The 17366-nt window shown below is 61.1% G+C and carries 10 protein-coding genes; 5 read left to right on the plus strand and 5 right to left on the minus strand.

The features are described 5' to 3' along the window. The first annotated feature begins 535 nt into the window (after positions 1-535). Positions 536-1297 (plus strand): Crp/Fnr family transcriptional regulator, encoded by a 762-nt coding sequence (locus F812_RS25820; RefSeq protein WP_020088061.1) that lies wholly within the window; start codon positions 536-538, stop codon positions 1295-1297. Positions 1298-1478: 181 nt separating this feature from the next. Here F812_RS25820 and F812_RS0121530 read toward each other — a convergent pair whose 3' ends face one another. The 3 genes from F812_RS0121530 to F812_RS0121540 form a co-directional block, all read right to left on the minus strand. After that, positions 1479-1784: a formate dehydrogenase subunit delta gene (locus F812_RS0121530; protein ID WP_040499011.1), complete on the minus strand. Its 306-nt coding sequence runs from the start codon at positions 1782-1784 to the stop codon at positions 1479-1481. A gap of 73 nt (positions 1785-1857) precedes the next feature. Continuing rightward, positions 1858-4755 (minus strand): formate dehydrogenase subunit alpha, encoded by a 2898-nt coding sequence (fdhF, locus tag F812_RS0121535; protein ID WP_020088063.1) that lies wholly within the window; start codon positions 4753-4755, stop codon positions 1858-1860. Between the two features lie 292 nt (positions 4756-5047). After that, positions 5048-5500, minus strand: coding sequence for a hypothetical protein (locus F812_RS0121540; RefSeq protein WP_156827601.1), 453 nt, complete (start codon positions 5498-5500; stop codon positions 5048-5050). A 928-nt stretch (positions 5501-6428) separates the two neighbouring features. Here F812_RS0121540 and egtB point away from each other — a divergent pair. The 3 genes from egtB (at position 6429) to F812_RS0121555 (ending at position 9130) form a co-directional block, all read left to right on the plus strand. Then, complete coding sequence (egtB, locus tag F812_RS0121545; RefSeq protein WP_020088065.1) at positions 6429-7733, plus strand: ergothioneine biosynthesis protein EgtB; 1305 nt, start codon at positions 6429-6431, stop codon at positions 7731-7733. Next, positions 7733-8704 carry an L-histidine N(alpha)-methyltransferase gene (gene egtD / locus F812_RS0121550; RefSeq protein WP_020088066.1) on the plus strand — a complete coding sequence of 324 codons (972 nt, stop codon included), beginning with the start codon at positions 7733-7735 and terminating at the stop codon, positions 8702-8704. The genes egtB and egtD overlap by 1 nt, the downstream gene beginning before the upstream one ends. 240 nt (positions 8705-8944) lie before the next feature. Next, positions 8945-9130 (plus strand): hypothetical protein, encoded by a 186-nt coding sequence (locus F812_RS0121555; protein ID WP_020088067.1) that lies wholly within the window; start codon positions 8945-8947, stop codon positions 9128-9130. A 327-nt stretch (positions 9131-9457) separates the two neighbouring features. Here the strand turns inward: F812_RS0121555 and F812_RS0121560 are convergent, their stop codons facing one another. Together F812_RS0121560 and F812_RS0121565 are read right to left on the minus strand one after the other, a co-directional pair. After that, the gene (locus F812_RS0121560) at positions 9458-10672 is read right to left on the minus strand and encodes an IS91 family transposase (protein ID WP_020088068.1); all 1215 of its coding nucleotides are present in this window, start codon (positions 10670-10672) and stop codon (positions 9458-9460) included. Positions 10673-10684: 12 nt separating this feature from the next. Beyond that, positions 10685-11587, minus strand: coding sequence for a tyrosine-type recombinase/integrase (locus F812_RS0121565; protein ID WP_020088069.1), 903 nt, complete (start codon positions 11585-11587; stop codon positions 10685-10687). 469 nt (positions 11588-12056) lie between these two features. On the opposite strand from F812_RS0121565, the gene F812_RS25825 reads away from it, so the two are divergent. Beyond that, positions 12057-17246, plus strand: coding sequence for a DUF4011 domain-containing protein (locus F812_RS25825; protein ID WP_198011255.1), 5190 nt, complete (start codon positions 12057-12059; stop codon positions 17244-17246). The last annotated feature ends 120 nt before the right edge of the window (positions 17247-17366 follow it).

Genomic DNA, 17366 nt, shown 5'->3' on the forward strand with positions numbered 1-17366 from the left:
TCATCTATCAAGCACGGCGAATATGGTATAAAGTCCCGTCTGCCATTTTGATAAAGCTATCCTGACTATGCGCGGTTTGAACAGGCACCAGGCCATCAGGGCCGTCGTCACCATCCTTTATGGGATGGCGATGCTCATGTTGCCGTTTGCCCATCGGCCGGCAAGCGCCGCGCAGGATCTCTCGGCATATGCTCTGCCGGACGGCACAATTCCCGAACTCTGCTTGACCAGCAGCGGCGAGTCCGGCCTTCCACGCGCACCCCATTTTGGAAAGGTCTGCGACGCCTGCCTTTTGACAGGCGCTCCTGGGCTCATCAACCCCGACGGGTCGCTCGGCGCGCCCCTGCTGCTTCTCTCGGAAGATCTCGGCGCTCGCGCTGCAATACGTTCGGGAGAGCGCCTTTTCATTACTGCCGATGCGCGCCCTCGCGCCCCTCCCCAGATTCTCGCCTGATCACACGAGCCACAACGGATCTTTGGCAACCGGTCTCTGCCCCGCTTGGCAGAGGCGGTGTGTTGAGCGAGAGCCAGCAAAATGCAGACCGAACAAACGTCCACCGCAATGCGGCGCGGCGAAAATACTCACAATATCAATCAAGACCTCGTGACCCCAAAGCAGGAGCTTGCTCCCGGCCGCTCGCCATCGAAGCCGGCGCAAGAGGCCGACACCGCTTGTTTCCGGGAAGGAGCATGGGTGTTCAAAAGCGGGCAAAAGGCCAATGCCGTCTATCAGGTGCTTTCGGGCGCTGTCCTGCTGACCCGCCCCACCGATGAGGGAAATGAACAAGTCCTAGAGGCGCTCGGAGAACGGGCAATCGTCGGTGTGACGACATTGGCGGCTTATGAGTTCGGGGCGATGGCGATGACGCGCGCAATCGTGCGGCGCATTCCGATTTCGGCGATCCAGGAGTCGATCGAGGCCCAACAGCTGATCTCCGCACAGCTCGCCACCAGTTTAGCGCGTATCCGCGATCAGGTTGCGTTCCGCGGCCGGAAGGCGGCCCCTCGCCTGGTCGCATCCGCGTTGTTGTCGCTGCCGGCATGCGCCACTATTCGAAGCACAGAGGACTCGCGGCGCGTCTTGCACACGCGCGTCATGATGACGGAGCCCGAGCTCTCGAGCTATCTCGGCTTGACGCGACAGACCGTGGGACGGGTCCTGGCGAACCTTAAGGCGGACGGGCTCATTCGCCTGGCAAGCCCTCGCCTTCTCGTCATTCGCGATCTTCCGGCCCTCGAGTTGATCGCTTCCGGCGAGAAATATCGGGCACACCCTGAGAGCTTCTATGAGGAATAGCGCGGCGCGCGGAGCAGGCGAAAGCCGTCTCCCGGCCCCACGGCCGGGATGCGCGGGCCTTCAATCGGCGCGGGACGCGCTGGAGTTAAGCGGATGCCAGTCACGCGTAGTTGTCAGAAGATCTGACTAGCGCCGCTGCGGAGAGAACAACCCTCGACGCTTCCGGTGGGCGCCCAATCCTTCAGCCGTCTCCGCCCCCGTCCGCAAAACTGGGCTCCCCGCCCTTTGGCGCGGCCGACCGGGTCGGGTGAACACGGCGGGCGTTCGGAATCTTCGGGCCTCTGTAGTATTGGGTCATTGCCTCGATGCAAAGCGGCTGCAGCCCGGCGCCGCCGCTGTCGATGTGCGCCTTCAACGCGTTGCGCATGCGCGGCTCCCACGAGGCATGGATGTGCTTTGCGATGCCGTCGAGCGCCTCCTCCTTGGGATAGACAGCGAAGAAGTCGGTTATCTGGTTTGCCATACGGACAAGGTTGCTGACTTGCATGATCCAATTCCGTTGTGATGCGGATGGGCAATTGTGATTTAGCCCGACCTGAAACCTAAAAAGCGATCACGGATCACTTCGCTGCCTCGAGCGTCACGTCCTTGACGATACGCTTGTTGGCCATCGTCCTCACCCGCTGTTCCTCCTGCCACTCCGAAGGTGCATTCGAGATCGTCACCTGGACTGCCGTGACCTTGTACTCGGGACAATTTGTGGCCCAGTCCGAGTTGTCCGTCGTGATCACGTTGGCGCCCGTCACTGGATGATGGAACGTCGTATAGACGACACCCTGCGGCATGCGATCGGAGACCACGGCCGTAAGCGTCGTCGCGCCCACCCGGCTCGCGAGCGACACCTTCATGCCGGTCCCGATGCCACGCACCTCTGCGTCGTGCGGATGAATCTCCAGTATGTCCTCGGGATGCCACACGACATTGTCGGTACGCCGCGTCTGCGCGCCGACATTGTAGTGCGCGAGGATGCGCCCGGTCGTCAAAATCAGCGGGAAACTGCGGTTGGTACGCTCGGCTGTCGGCACAAAGGCCGTGAGCATGAAGCGCCCCTTGCCACGCGTGAATTCGTCGACGTGCATCACCGGCGTGCCTTCGGGACGCTCGTCGTTGCACGGCCACTGTATTGATCCGAGTTCGTCGAGACGCTCATACGAGACGCCCTGGAACGTCGGCGTCAGTCGTGCGATCTCGTCCATGATCTCGGACGCCGAATTGTAATTCATCGGATAGCCCATCGCGGTGGCGAGGCGGCAAACGACTTCCCACTCGGCCATGCCCTGTTTCTCGCGCATGACCTTTCGCACGCGGTTGATCCGCCGCTCGGCATTGGTGAACGTGCCGTCCTTCTCCAGGAACGACGTGCCGGGCAGGAAGACGTGCGCGAACGCCGCCGTCTCGTTGAGGAACAGATCCTGCACGATGACGATGTCCATCGCCGACAGCGCATGCTCCACGTGGTGCGTATTCGGATCGGACTGGGCGATATCCTCGCCCTGGATGAACAGCCCCTTGAACACGCCATCAGACGCGGCATCGAACATGTTCGGGATCCTGAGCCCCGGCTCACCGGACAGCTCGACCTTCCACTCCCTTTCGAATTGCGTGCGCGCCTCGACGTTCGCGACGTGGCGATACCCCGGAAACTCGTGCGGGAAAGAGCCCATGTCGCAGGAGCCTTGCACGTTGTTCTGCCCGCGCAATGGATTGACGCCCACGCCTTCGCGCCCGATGTTTCCCGTCGCCATGGCGATGTTGGCCATCGCCATCACCATGGTCGAGCCCTGGCTGTGCTCGGTGACACCGAGGCCGTAGTAGATCGCCGCATTGCCGCCAGTCGCGTACAGACGGGCGGCTCCGCGCACCATTTCGGCCGGAACGCCGGTGATTGGCTCCAGTGCTTCGGGTGAATTTTCCGGGCGCTTAATGAACTCCTCCCAGCGGGCGAAGTCGGACAGCTCGCAGCGCCGCTCCACGAACTTGCGATCGATCAGGTTCTCGGTCGCGATGACGTGACCGATCGCGTTGATGATCGCGACGTTCGTCGATGGCTGAAGCTGCAGATGATAAGCGGCCTGGACGTGCGGCGAGCGCACGATGTCCGTTCGCCGCGGATCTATCACGATCAGCTTCGCGCCCGCGCGGATGCGCTTCTTCATGCGTGACCCGAATACGGGATGGCCGTCGGTCGGATTGGCTCCGATGACCATGATCACGTCGCAAACGTCGATGCTTCTGAAGTCCTGCGTTCCCGCCGACTCTCCGAAGGTCTGCTTCAACCCGTAGCCGGTCGGCGAGTGGCAGACGCGGGCGCACGTGTCGATGTTGTTGGTGTTGAAAGCCGCGCGCACCATCCGCTGCACCGCATAGACTTCCTCGTTCGTAGTCCGCGACGACGTGATCCCGCCGATGGAATCCTTGCCATACTTCCGCTGCGTGTCTTTCAGTCGCTTCGCCGCATAGTTGATCGCCTCGTCCCAGGAGACGACCTGCCACGGATCGCTGATCTTCTCGCGGATCATGGGCGTCAGCACGCGATCCTTGTGTGTCGCATAGCCGAACGCAAACCGGCCCTTGACGCAGGAATGACCTTCGTTGGCGCCGCCATCCTTGTACGGCACCATGCGCACGACCTCATCGCCGCGCATCTCGGCCTTGAAGCTGCAGCCCACGCCACAATAGGCGCAAGTCGTCACCAGGCTGTGCTCCGGCTGGCCGATGTCGACGATCGAGGACTCGATCAGCGTGGCCGTGGGGCACGCCTGCACGCAGGCCCCGCAGGACACGCATTCGGAAGAGAGAAACGCCTCGTCCATGCCGGGCGAAACGCGGCTATCGAAGCCGCGGCCGGAAATCGTCAGCGCAAATGTGCCCTGCACTTCCTCGCACGCCCGCACGCAGCGGCTGCAGACGATGCACTTGGATGGCTCGAACGTGAAGTAGGGGTTCGACTCGTCTTTCGGCCGCCACTCGGCGTTGACCTCGCCACCCCTCTTGGCGAACACGTGGTTGGCTCCGTCGTAGCCATAGCGCACCTCGCGCAGACCGACCGCGCCGGCCATGTCCTGCAGCTCGCAATCGCCGTTGGCGGCGCAGGTAAGGCAATCCAGAGGATGATCGGAGATGTAGAGCTCCATGACGCCGCGGCGAATTTGCATGAGACGCGGTGTCTGCGTCTTGACGACGATACCTGGAGCAACCGGAGTGGTGCAGGCTGCCGGAGTTCCGCCGCGCCCCTCGATTTCGATGACACAGAGCCGGCACGAGCCGAAGGCCTCTATGCTGTCGGTAGCGCAGAGCTTCGGCACCATGGTGCCAAGCTCGGCTGCGGCGCGCATGATTGATGTGCCTTCAGGCACCGTCACCTGCTGACCATCGATTGTCAGCGTCACGGACTTCGCCGACTTCGCGCGCGGCGTTCCGTAGTCCGTCTCTTTTATGAGAGTTGCTGGTTCCGGCATGCTAACTCCTCCGCATATGAGGGAGAGACGTCTCGGTGGAGAAAGACTAGCACGCCGATGCCGCGATTTGAAATCTTGTCGTCACGTATCGTCGCCCCCATGACAGCCGCGCGGAGACTGCCCTCTCGCACGCAACGGTCAAATCCCGCGCCGACACGTTCGTTTCCACTCGGTGGACAGTCCACCCGGGCTTACGAGATCGCGCGAGACTGATTACTTCGCAAATGCGGCATGGCCGCTGCCGATCGTGGATACCGAACGAAAAATCCATAAGTGGAAGGCATGTGCGGGCTCAAACATCGTCAGGCTCATAGAGGGCGCAGGCGAGTAACGCAGGCAGGGCTGCGGTCGAGGCCAACACCGCAAACAACGCCATAGGCACCCCAAAAGGATGCCAGTGCATAACTGCGGCTATCCCGCCGAGCAGACCGGCCATGGGAATTGGCAATGCCAGCCAAAGCGGCCTTGGAATATCGAGAAGCCGCTTGGCGCAAAGGAGTGCGACCACCGTCACCTGACCGAAATACCAAGCCACGAGCAACAGCCGGCCCGCCTTGGTGGTTGGCGGCGCCAACGAGGCTTCCTCGCTTCCGCAGAGGAGCGATACGCCGAGCAGGAAGATCGACGCCGACGCGATCATAGCCCAGCGCCACGCGTCTCTAGATAGTGATCCGCGCAGAGAGAAGAACACCTCGAATGAGCTGGAGGTTCCAATGCGCGATTTATCCTGGAAGGTGTCGGACATCACGGACCTCACGAGAGATCTGCCCAAGGGCATCGGCTTCCTCGAAGTCCACGAGGACGAGAGTTGGCGACGCAGCGGCCAATCCAACGCGTGCGCCCGCCATATTCACCGGCGAATTCGTGATCGACAGGGACAAGGGGACAAATGGAGAGGATCTGGAGGCTGGGGCCTGTGACAGGGAGGAAACCCCAATCCGCCGCTGCCTTCAGCGAGGTTCCGGCGTTCTCGGATCGCCTCGCTGCAAAAAAAGAAATAAAGAACATGCTCAGCCCTCTCATCTGGGGGCCGGGCCGTCCCGGACATTCTTTTCTAAGGGAAGGTCGTCCTTCCGTTTCTAAGTTTAGCGGCGGCGTTCCGCGAGTTCAATATCGGTGAGCGCAGCGCACTCAAGCGTTCCAGCGGAACAGGCCATCCGCCGCGCGGTTTCTCGACGGCCGAGAAATGACCCGTGTTCGGGATTGTGACCAAGCGAGCGCCTGGCAGCGCGGCCTTGGTGCGCTCCCGCTCGGGAAGCGCGACCAGTCTTTGTCGCCGTAGATCAGCGTCACTGGGGCTTTGACGGCGGAATAGCGCTCGCGGGCTTTGGACCAGGACCGCCACTGCTGAAGGACTTTGCGAGCGACTCGCTTGTAGGTGATTGGCGAGTGGTGGGCCGGCCTGACCCGTTCCGATGATGGCCGCGTCATAGTGCTGGGTCACTGGTGAACTCCCGTGGACCGCATTGCAGATGGGCGCGGAGCGGCACCCATCGCCCTCTACTTTGCCAGAGGGCTCCATAGCTTTGAGGTATCAATTCGAGAGCCGCTCAATGGATTGGACACTTTGGGCAATTGTCTATGCTCCCTGACGGAACTGATCAGGGCTTTCAACACTTTATGTAATCGAGCCTCTGGGGCTCACCCGAGAGGTCCGCCGCAAGAGGATGCCCATGGCTCAAGATGCAAGTGCTGAGACCATGACGACTCTCCCGTCGGCGGATGCCAAGACCTCCCTTTCCCACCGCCTCTTCGAATGTCGCAATCTTTCGCTGGAGCTGGTGGTTCCGCTCACCCCCGAGGACATGACGGTCCAGCCGATGGAAGACGCGAGCCCAACGAAGTGGCACCTCGCGCACGTGACGTGGTTCTTCGAGACGTTCGTTCTCTCGAAGCACCTCATGGGCTATCGGGTCTTCGACGAAACTTTCAACTACTGCTTTAATTCGTATTACGAGGCGTTGGGGCCGCGCCAGCCGCGCCCACGGCGCGGTGTGCTGACCCGCCCCTCGGCAGAACGAGTCGTTGCCTATCGCGCCCACGTTGACGAAGGCTTGAGGAAGCTTCTTGCAAGCGGATTCGACCCGGAAAGCGACGTCTGGCGGCTGATCGAGATCGGAATCAATCACGAACAGCAGCATCAGGAGCTGCTGCTGACCGACATCCTCTCGCTCTTTGCTTCAAACCCGCTTCGACCGTCTTATGCGCGCCCCGCGCCCGCAGACGCGGGGATCGCGGCCGACCCGGTCAGCTGGATCGCATACGAGGGCGGCATTCGCGCTGTGGGCCACGAGGGCGACGGGTTCTCGTGGGATAACGAAAGCCCGCGCCACAGCGTTCTCATCCACCCATTCGGTCTCGCCGACCGGCTCGTGACAAATGCGGAATGGCAAGAGTTCATACGCGATGGCGGATACCGGACGCCATCCCTGTGGCTCGCCGACGGCTGGGCGCTCGTCAACCGCGAGCAGTGGCAAGGTCCCCTCTATTGGGAGGAGCGCGACGACGGCCTCATGCAAATGACGCTTCACGGCCTGCAGCCGGTCGAGCCTGCTGCTCCCGTCTGCAATGTCTCCTACTACGAGGCTGATGCCTTCGCACGCTGGGCGGGAAAGCGCCTTCCGACCGAGTTCGAATGGGAGATCGCGGCCGCAGGCCTGCCTATCACGGGCAATACGCTCGGCTCTCGCGCGCTTCGGCCGCTCCCCGCCGATCCCACCGGCATCCGTCGGCCGCGTCAGATGTTCGGCGACGTCTGGGAGTGGACTGCGAGCTCCTACCTCCCTTACCCCGGCTATCGCCCTCCGCCAGGAGCAGTCGGCGAGTACAACGGAAAGTTCATGGTTAGCCAGCACGTGTTGCGCGGCGCTTCCTGCGCAACACCGGACGGTCACTCACGCGCGACCTACCGCAACTTCTTCTACCCCCACCAGCGCTGGCAGTTCGTGGGCCTGCGCCTAGCCTCGGAGGCCGTCTGATGCGCCACGCCGGCTCCAATGCCCGCCTTTTGGAACCGCAGCCGGAGGTCGCGGACGAGTTTGCTCTCTCTGTTGTCGAGGGCCTCTCGCGGCCGCGCAAGGCACTCTCCTGCCGCTTCTTCTATGATGCTCGGGGGAGCGATCTCTTCGAGCAGATCACCAGGCTCCCCGAGTATTATCCGACGCGAGCCGAGGCACAAATCCTGTCGGCCTACGCTGACGAGATGATGGCTGAAATAGCCCGCGACAGCGTGCTCGTCGAGTTCGGCTCGGGCTCGAGCTTGAAGACTGAGACCCTGCTTGCCCGTGCGCCGGACGGCATCGCCTATGTGCCCATCGATGTCTCGGAGAGTGCCCTCGCCTCCGCGCAAAGGCGCCTTGAGGCGCGCTTTCCCAACATCGCCGTGCGACCGCTCGTCGGGGACTTCTCCCTTCCCATCGAGGTTCCGCCCGATCTCAGCGGACGGCCCAGGACGGGGTTTTTCCCCGGCTCGACGATCGGAAATCTCACGCCCCCGGATGCGGTGGAGCTCCTGCGTACCTTCAAGTCGACGCTACCTCGGGGAAGCAGGCTCATCATCGGCATCGACTTGAAGAAGGACGCGAGGAAGCTCGTGCTTGCCTACAACGATGCCGCGGGCGTCACGGCCGCTTTCAACCTCAACCTTCTTGTGCGCATCAACCGGGAGCTCGGGAGCGCGATTGATGTCGCATCCTTCCGCCACGAAGCGATCTATGAGCCGCGTGAGGGGCGCATTGAGATGCATCTGGTGAGCACCATTGAGCAGGAGATCTCGATCGCCGGGCATCGAATCCATTTCGAAGCCAACGAGCGCATCCACACGGAGAACTCCTACAAATACTCGATCGCGCAGTTCCAGGAGCTGGCTCTCTCCGCGAACTGGACGCCGGCTCATGTCTGGATCGATGACGAGGGGCAATTCAGCGTGCACGAGCTCATCTCGGGCTGAGCTCAATGGCCTCGCTGCTCGCCGCCGATCGTAGCAAGCGGCATTTGCTGTGCGACCTTCGGCCAGGGGCATTGCATGGTCCTCATAGCCAAGCGCTATGAATTGGAGACCGTCCAGGTATTTCCATCCGCTACCCGCCGCCCTCACCATGCGTGACGAAGCGGGTGCCTAAACCTCCCTCTTCCAGAGAAACGACGCGCCTCCCGGCCACGGGTTTACCTTGTCCATCAGGAGACTTGCATGACCGAACCGCTCAAGATCGCCTCGGCTGCCACCCTCGCGGGCGCGCTCGCGTCGGCCCTCGCGCTAGCCGGCTCGGCGTCCGCTTTTCGCCTCGATGCAGACCGGCTCGCTTCGACGCTCAGCACACTACGACCGTGGTCGCCGACTTCTGCTATTGTGAAGGGTTTCGGAGGACGGCCCTGAGGGACGCGGCCGGGTGCACTCGGGCCGTCGTCGGAAAGCCTCCAGTGAAGGAACCCGCGGGGATGTGAGGCGTGACGCTGCCTCAGGCGCTATGGCGATTGATGGCCGGGGATAGTGCTCGGGCATGCGCCGCTGGTGGCTCTTCGCTTGGGCCTGGAACCGGCCGCGAGCGTGGCGAATGCCATTTGCTGGTCGGAGCCTGAGCACCGGCGTGAAAGAATCGGCCTTGAGCGCGTTCGATACTTGATAATCCCCGAGCGCCGTCGCGGCCGGTACGGAACCAGCTCGCGTGATCGTCGGCCCTGCGGTCGGTGTATCGGCTCGCGGTCATGAGGTGTCGATCCTTATGATGACCGGTGTCGGCCGATGGCGCGGCTGGCAGCCGGCCTCGAAGCGCTCGATGATGAACATGCGGGCGCCGCAGCACGGGCAGGGTGTTGGCAGCACGTCGGCAGCATCGGCGCCGTTGACGGCTTCGGGCGCCGGCTGATCGGGCGGCGCCACGTCGAGCAGCGCGCGCATCCGGGCAAGGTTCTCAGCCTTCACGCCGCTTGCCAGCAGGCCGTAGTGGCGGATGCGGTGGAAGCCCTTCGGCAGCACGTGGATGAGGAAACGCCGGATGAACTCGTGCGTATTGAGCGTTATCATCGTGTAACGGCCGGGGCCGTCGATCCGGTAGTCCTTCACCTTGAAGGTGACGGAGTTACCGTCGGCGGCGATCAGCCGGCGATTCGATATGGCGACACGATGGGTGTAGAGCGACAGGTAGGCGAGCACCGACTTCGGCCCGGCGAACGGGCGCTTGGCGTAGACGAACCAGCGCGTCTTCTTCAATGGCGCCAGATAGTCGGCGAACATGCCAGCGTCAGCGAGGTGTGCGTGCGCACCATAGAAGCTCAACAAGCCCTCGGCGTGCGCAGCCGTCAGCCGCTCGAGCATGAGCCGCCGGAACAGCTTCGACAGCACCAGCACCGGCAGTAGGAAGTTGGGCCGCTTGGCGATCCACCTCGTTCCATCGGTCGCGATGCCACCTCCGGGCACGATCATGTGCACGTGCGGGTGATGCGTCATCGCCGAGCCCCAGGTGTGCAGCACCGAGGTGATGGCAATCTTCGCGCCGAGGTGCTTCGGATCGGCGGCAATGGTCGTCATCGTCTCGGCCGACACCTTGAACAAGAGATCGTAGATCAGCGCCTTGTTCTGGTAGGCGATGTCGGCGATAGCCGCCGGCAGCGTGAACACGACGTGGAAGTAAGGAACCGGCAGTAACTCGGCTGCCCGCGCTTCCATCCACTCGCGTGCTGCGACCCCCTGACACTTGGGACAGTGCCGGTTGCGGCAGCTGTTGTAGGCGATCACCGTATGACCGCAGGCGGCGTTCTCGCAGCGCGCAACGTGCCCGCCGAGCGCCGCGGTGCGGCAGCGCTCGATGGCTGACATGACCTTCATCTGGCCGAGGCTCACATGGCCCGCGTTGGCGTCACGCCAGGCGGAACCGTGATCGCGGAAGATGTCCGCGACCTCCAGAGCTGGACGGGACAATGACGCCTGCCGCTATGCCGGCGGCGGATCGTCCGGCGGCGGCGGTGGGGCGTCGAGCGGTATGAGCCGGTCGATGGGGCTCATCACGCGCCGGATAACGCTGGTCGCCACCTGCGTATAGCGGGCGGTGGTATCCAGCTGCGCGTGGCCAAGAAGGACCTGAATGACGCGCACGTCGAGGTCGTTCTCGAGCAGGTGCGTCGCGAAGGAGTGCCGGAGCGTGTGCGGTCCGACCCACTTCGGCAGGCCCGCGCGCTCGGCAGCCCCTTTGCAGATGCGATGGAACTGCCGCGTCGTCATCGGTCCGATCTTGTCGCGGCCGGGAAACAGAAAAACGCGCGGGCGAGCGATGCGGTACCAGTCGCGCAGCGCTTCCAGCAGCGTCGGCGAGAGCATGACGTAGCGGTCCTTGCCGCCCTTCCCATTGCCGACACGGAGCAGCATCCGCTTGCTGTCGATGTCGGAGACCCTGAGCGTCACCACCTCCATGGCGCGCAGACCGGCGCCATAGGCGACGCTGAGCATCGCCTTGTCCTTCGGCTCCGATGCCGCCGCCAGCAACGAGCCGATCTCTTCCGACGAAAGCACGCGGGGAAGCTTGCGCGGCTCGTGGGTGTAAACGAGATGCCGCGTCGTATCCGGCTTGTCGACGGTGAAGCGGAAGAAGAACCGCAGCCCCGATACAGTCATGTTCTGCACGCCAGGGGTGACCCCAGTGGCTGCCAGATGCCGCTGAAAGCTGCGCAGGTCTTCCGCTGTCGCGCTGTCGGGGGAGCGGCCGAGAAACGCCGCGAGCATCTTGACGCCGCGGATGTAGCCGCGTTGGGTGGCGGGAGAGAAACCGCGCACGCACATGTCTTCGATCATGCGGGTGCGCAAAGGGCTGATGGGCTCCTTCGGATAGGGGGTGCTCATCGGGGTCTCCTGTCTTGAGGTTGGAGTGCTAGACCCCTCGATCCTCAAGACGGAGCGCCCGCCCCGTTATCGTGCGTCCATCAGTTGGTTAGCGTATCGTAAGCCGCTGGCTCCTGCCCCTCGCGCGCAGCGCTCTCCCGCCAAAGCGGGTTCGTTCATTGGGACGCTGCTACCGTTGCGGCGCCGAGATTGCGGACGTCAGCCGCCCGACAGATGGGCACTTGAATGCAATGCACAGCACCTCAATAAGCGGACACATTGGAGCAAGCGTCGCATCCACAGCGATTGACCTCATTGCCTTAAACCGCACACCGCCAAGCTCTGGGCGGCTTGGCTGGAAAAGGTGCCCATTTTTCCACAACCATGAGGCGTGCTGACGGCAAGATTCGCGTAGTCCCCAGCGACTCATGCGAGAAAAAGCTCCGTCGTACGCATATCGGTGTGCGAACACATGCGGGACTATTGCGCCATGCCCACATTGCAGGATTTCGATCCGGTCGAGTTTGTTCGAGCAGAGCTTGCCAAGCTCAGAACTGAGCTGTTGGATTTTTCCACGCGCAACAAGCTCCTGAGCTTTAAGCACTCTGATCGGGGAAGCGACTACATCCGCGCTGTCGACGAGCTGCCAGCGGAAATGTTCCGTCACTTGAGTAGCGGCGGCATGCGTTTCAAGCCACTACCGCATATCACTCATGTTCCTCCAGACGAAATGACTGAGGAGTTCAAGTCTGCTTTAAACGAAACACGCCAATCTGATGAACCCTATCTCGAAGCGGTCAAGAGGCTAACAGAAGACGGGCTTCAGCCAGAGCAAGATTTCTGGCTCGAACGCAAACTCAGGGACACTGTTCGAGTTTCCCTCGGCAAGGAGCCTATCTCCGTACGCACTAACCGGGTCAACCTTGCAGTGTTTGCCGCAGCCAATGGCATTGATCCCAACTATGAGCTCCCCCATCCTGACGGCGCTGCGCGCAACGATCATCATGACAAATTCATTCAAACACTCTTCCTTCCAGACGATCTGGATCGGCGCGTACGTAAGATTTATGAATCGTACCAAGATCACATTCAGGAGAAGGGGATCAACGTCCTCAATGCTGCGTTGGGCTTCCTCGAGTGGTATGAAGACGACAGCTCGAGTACAGCCCATTACGCTCCGCTAATTCTCGCGCCGCTCACGCTCACCCGTAGTACTGACCGAGGCCAGATCGGCTATACGATGTCGGCTGAGCCCGACGAAGCACAGCTGAACGTCACGCTTCAGGAATTTCTAAAGCAGAAGCACCAGCTCACGCTTCCACCCTTCTTGCTGGCCACCGAGCAAGATCAGCCTGGCGATGGAGCGCAGGACGAAGCGGCGCTGCTCGAACCCTGGCTCGCCCAAGTGGCCGAGGTGATCGCATCAAAGCGCCGCTGGCGCGTCCGCCGATTCGTAACGATTGGTACGTTCCCATTCTCACGCCTCGCACTCTATAAAGATCTCGCGACAGAGGACTGGGCAGGCGATGTGTTATCTAAACATGAGCTGGTAGGCCGGCTTCTCGGCGGGCGCGGCCTCACTGACACCTTCGAATCCGCCACTGGAGCCGACTATCCAATCGATGACCCTAGTTTCCCACTATCCGTACCGAGCCTTGTGCTCGAAGCCGATTCCTCACAGCACTCAGCTGTGATCGATGCGATAGCCGGGAAGTCTTTCGTCATTCAGGGCCCACCCGGAACCGGTAAATCGCAGACAATTGCCAACATCATCGCGGCTGCCCTGGATGCTAACAAGCGCATCTTATTTTTGGCCGAGAAGAGCGCCGCTCTCAATGTCGTATCGAGCAGACTGAAGGATCGGGGCTTCGGTCCGTTCCTCTTTGAGGTCCACTCGGACAGGACCCGCAAATCTGAGATTTTGGCTTCAATCTCTGAGCGATTGAACCTCCAGACACTGTATGCGCCCGAAGCTGTCGAGCGCAAACTCGAGCAGCGCAGATCGTTGCGTGATAAGCTCGCGCGTTATGTCGCGCTGATGGGTAAGCCGATTGGTAAGCTTGCGCGACCATTACATCAGCTTATGTGGTTCTCAAACCGCTATTCCCCCGACCTTGATCCTCAGCTACCAGCCGGCCTGGAGAAAGTCGGGATCGCACATGCGCTTGCCATAGATTCGCACACTCTCGATCGGCATCGCGCGTCCCTCGACAGTCTTGCAAATGCACGAAATGCTATCCTGTCAGGCGCTCAGCAGCTTGTCGGCCATCCCTGGCGTGGCGTTGGCGAGACGAACCGGTTCCTCGCCAATCACGTCGTGGATGCGGCAAGCGCTGCCGACCATGAGATTCAGCGCCTCATCCACGCCGTCGCGACACTTAGAGGGGCGGGCTTTAATGTTCCTGACAACGTTAGGGGCTTGCGAGATTGGGTCGACGCAGTTTCGCGGATTCCTGATCTCGCGGCAGATCCGCAACTTTTGTCGCTCTGCCTACAGGCAGGAGACTACCTGACCACGCTTGCTGATTACGTCGAGCGTCACGTCAAGCTCTCCGGTGTTCTTGGCGATCTTTTCGTCGATCCCACAAGCCTAGAGCCAAAGACACTTAACGAGCTTCTTGGCTCCTGCCAAAGGCTCGGTATAGAAGCGAGTGTAGCGGCCTTAACAGCCGCTTCCATATATGCACTAGAAGAACTGCAAACACTCGAGCACACCGCAAACGACCTGAAACGGTTCGTTGACTTCCTTGGCACACCTTGGCCCGCGTCCACAAACGACGCACTTTCTTTTGTCAAGGCAGCCAAGTTGTTTGTCGAGGAACGCGATGAGGTCCTCGATGCGCGAACGGTCGGCATGCTTGCCGATGGCAGCGAGCGACTCATCGCGGTGGCGGGCGGGAAGGCTATAATGCTCGCCAGTCGCGAGACTTCGCTCAATGAGCAGTTCGATGTCCCGCGAGCGCGGCGAGAATTCTCAAGTGAGGCCCTCTATAAGGCCGCTGATACCCTGGCCGCGTCAAATGTCTTAACGGCGTTCTCATCAGAAGCGCGGCAAGCGAACACTATGTGGCGTGGCCTGGTCCGAAATCCGACGAAAGCCAACGCGCACACGCGCTCCGGGCACCTAAGAGAGATTGCGTGTCTGCTTGCCGAGGCAAATGACTTTGCCGAGGATCCGAAGAATAGAGAGGTCCTTGGCCCAGACTTTCAAGGCCACCATTCCGACTTCGACCTCTATAGGGCAGCTGCAGATCTTCTCCGGTCAGCCGCCTTGACCATGGCGCGATCGAGCGCACCTTTTCGATCAATTGCCTATCAGAAGCTCCTAGGGGAAAGCACCAATAACCTGCGCCTTCTGCGCGCTCGCTTTTCTTTCGATGACCTTACCGACTTGGAGCGCCGGCTATCAGCATGCGAGCCTGCGGAAGAAGAGCTCGGCAATATGGTGGATCGGGCTAGGCAGCGCCATGCAGCGATTGCGTCCGCGCTCGAGAACGGCCGATGCATTTTGACCAAAGAAGCCAGCCTCTCGATGGACAAGTCGCCGGATGGCGAATGGAAACAAGCCAAGGATCTCGTGGAGTGGAAGCGACGCGAAAGGGAGCTCAGGGACCGCGCAGATCTTCGGAAAGCTCTTGGCTCCACCTACGACGCTATTCTTGACGATCCGGCTGTGCTGCGAGCAGCCCTGGCGTGCGCACAGGGAATTGAGAGTGCAGGTCTCCCGGATGCCGTGGAGAGAGAGATAAAGGCGAGTGCAAATCCTCATCGGTATCGCGAGATTGCGAGACATGCGGCCCCTCAGCTCGCTGCAATCTTGGCGGACTTCCAGGAAAAGTGGGACCACTTCGCCGCCACGGCGCAATTGTCCGAAGTCGACTTCTTGGGCAACGCCGGCGAAAGCCATTCCGTTTCGCTCGGAGAGGTTCACTCTCGACTGCAACGTGCGGTGCAGAGCACGGAAAGCTTGCTCGATTGGATGCGCTACAAAAATGCCTTCGACGAAGCGCTCTCGACCCCGATCGCGCCGATTGCCAAGGCGTTCGATGCACTTGAAGCGACCGAAGAGCGCCTTGCAGATGTTTTTGAACTCTGCCTCGTGCGAACTCTCATCCGACATCAACTCGAGACTGAGGGGCGTGAGCTTGCCGATTTGACGGGAACTACTCTTGACGACGCACGGGCGCGTTTTGCAGCGCTGGACAAGGAACTCCTCGATCTCGAGGCCAAGCGTATCGTCGCAAAAGCGACACTGCAAACAGCGCCGTACGGAAACGATCAAGGCCCGCGCTCGACGTGGTCAGAGCGCGCATTATTGGAAAACGAGGCAAATAAGCGAAGGCGACATATTCCACTTCGTGATGTGATCCGTCGGGCGCCAAACGCACTGCGCGCGCTTAAACCCGTCTGGATGATGTCTCCGCTCACGGCGGCCCAGTATCTGCCACGGCAAGATGGCTTCTTTGACGTCGTCATCATCGACGAAGCTTCGCAAATGAAGCCCGCTGATGCTGTCGGTGGACTCGCACGCGCCAATCAAACGATCATCGTCGGTGACCCGATGCAGTTGCCGCCGACCGACTTTTTTGGAACAAGCGCCGATGGAGCCGATGGCCAGGATGGGGCTGCCGCAGGACAGAGTTCGATCTTGGATCTCGCTGAAGCCCGGTTAAGGCGAACCCGAATGCTGCGCTGGCACTACAGATCGCGACACGAAAGCCTTATCGCGTTTTCGAACAGGCACTTTTACGATGACCGTTTAGTCGTCTTTCCGTCCGCCACCGACTCCTCCGACGGTCTTGGCATTGAGCACGTTTATGTTGGCGGCCAGTATCTCGGTGGGGGCACAAACTCCGAAGAAGCGCGCGTTATGGTCGATCGAGCGCGCGAACTCATCGAGCGCAGCCCTGAGCTCAGCATCGGTCTCGTTACTACGAATACCCAGCAGAGAGAGCTTGTCCTAGAAGTTCTCGAGAAGCTTGCTCACGAGAACAAGAGCGTTGCCGACTACCGGGCACGGTGGCAGGAGACACTAGAGCCACTTTTCGTCAAAAACCTGGAGAACGTGCAGGGCGATGAGCGTGACGTCATCCTTATCTCGACCGTGTTCGGTCCAGGCGAGACTGGACAGGTCGCCCAACGCTTCGGCCCCATCAACAGCGAGGCAGGGCATCGGCGCCTCAATGTGCTTTTCACACGCGCCAAGCGGAAGATTGTGCTTGTGACCTCGTTGAGGTCCGGAGACATCGTCGCGGCGCCGAGCGCCAACCGCGGCGTGCACGTTCTCAAGAGCTTCCTTGAATATGCGGCCGTTGGCCGGATTGAACCGGGCATCGAGACAGGGCGACCTCCGGACAGCGACTTCGAAGTGCACGTGGCTGGCAAGCTTCGGCAAGCAGGCTACGAAGCCGTGCCACAGGTTGGGGTCGATGGCTTTCGCATCGATATCGGCGTCCGACATCCAGGTTGGCCGAACGGCTTCCTTGCTGGAATCGAGTGCGACGGCGCCACATATCACTCTGGTGTAACAGTTCGAGACCGCGATCGTTTGCGGCAGGAGATTCTGGAAGATCTGGGCTGGCGGCTCTACCGCGTCTGGTCCACCGATTGGTTTACCAACCAAGACCGCGAAATGCGCAAAATGCTGGCTTGGTTGGAGGCGGTTCGCGCTACGGACTAGTGAACCAACCGACCAAAGCTCTTGGGCCAAGGCTGCGTCGGATCAGAATCGACGAGCGGTAACCATGGGATAGAAGAAGTTGACCGAAACCAGTCGTGAAGTCAGCAGGCTGGGCTGACC

It is taken from the genome of Hyphomicrobium zavarzinii ATCC 27496 (assembly GCF_000383415.1).
Taxonomy (GTDB): Bacteria; Pseudomonadota; Alphaproteobacteria; order Rhizobiales; family Hyphomicrobiaceae; genus Hyphomicrobium_C; species Hyphomicrobium_C zavarzinii.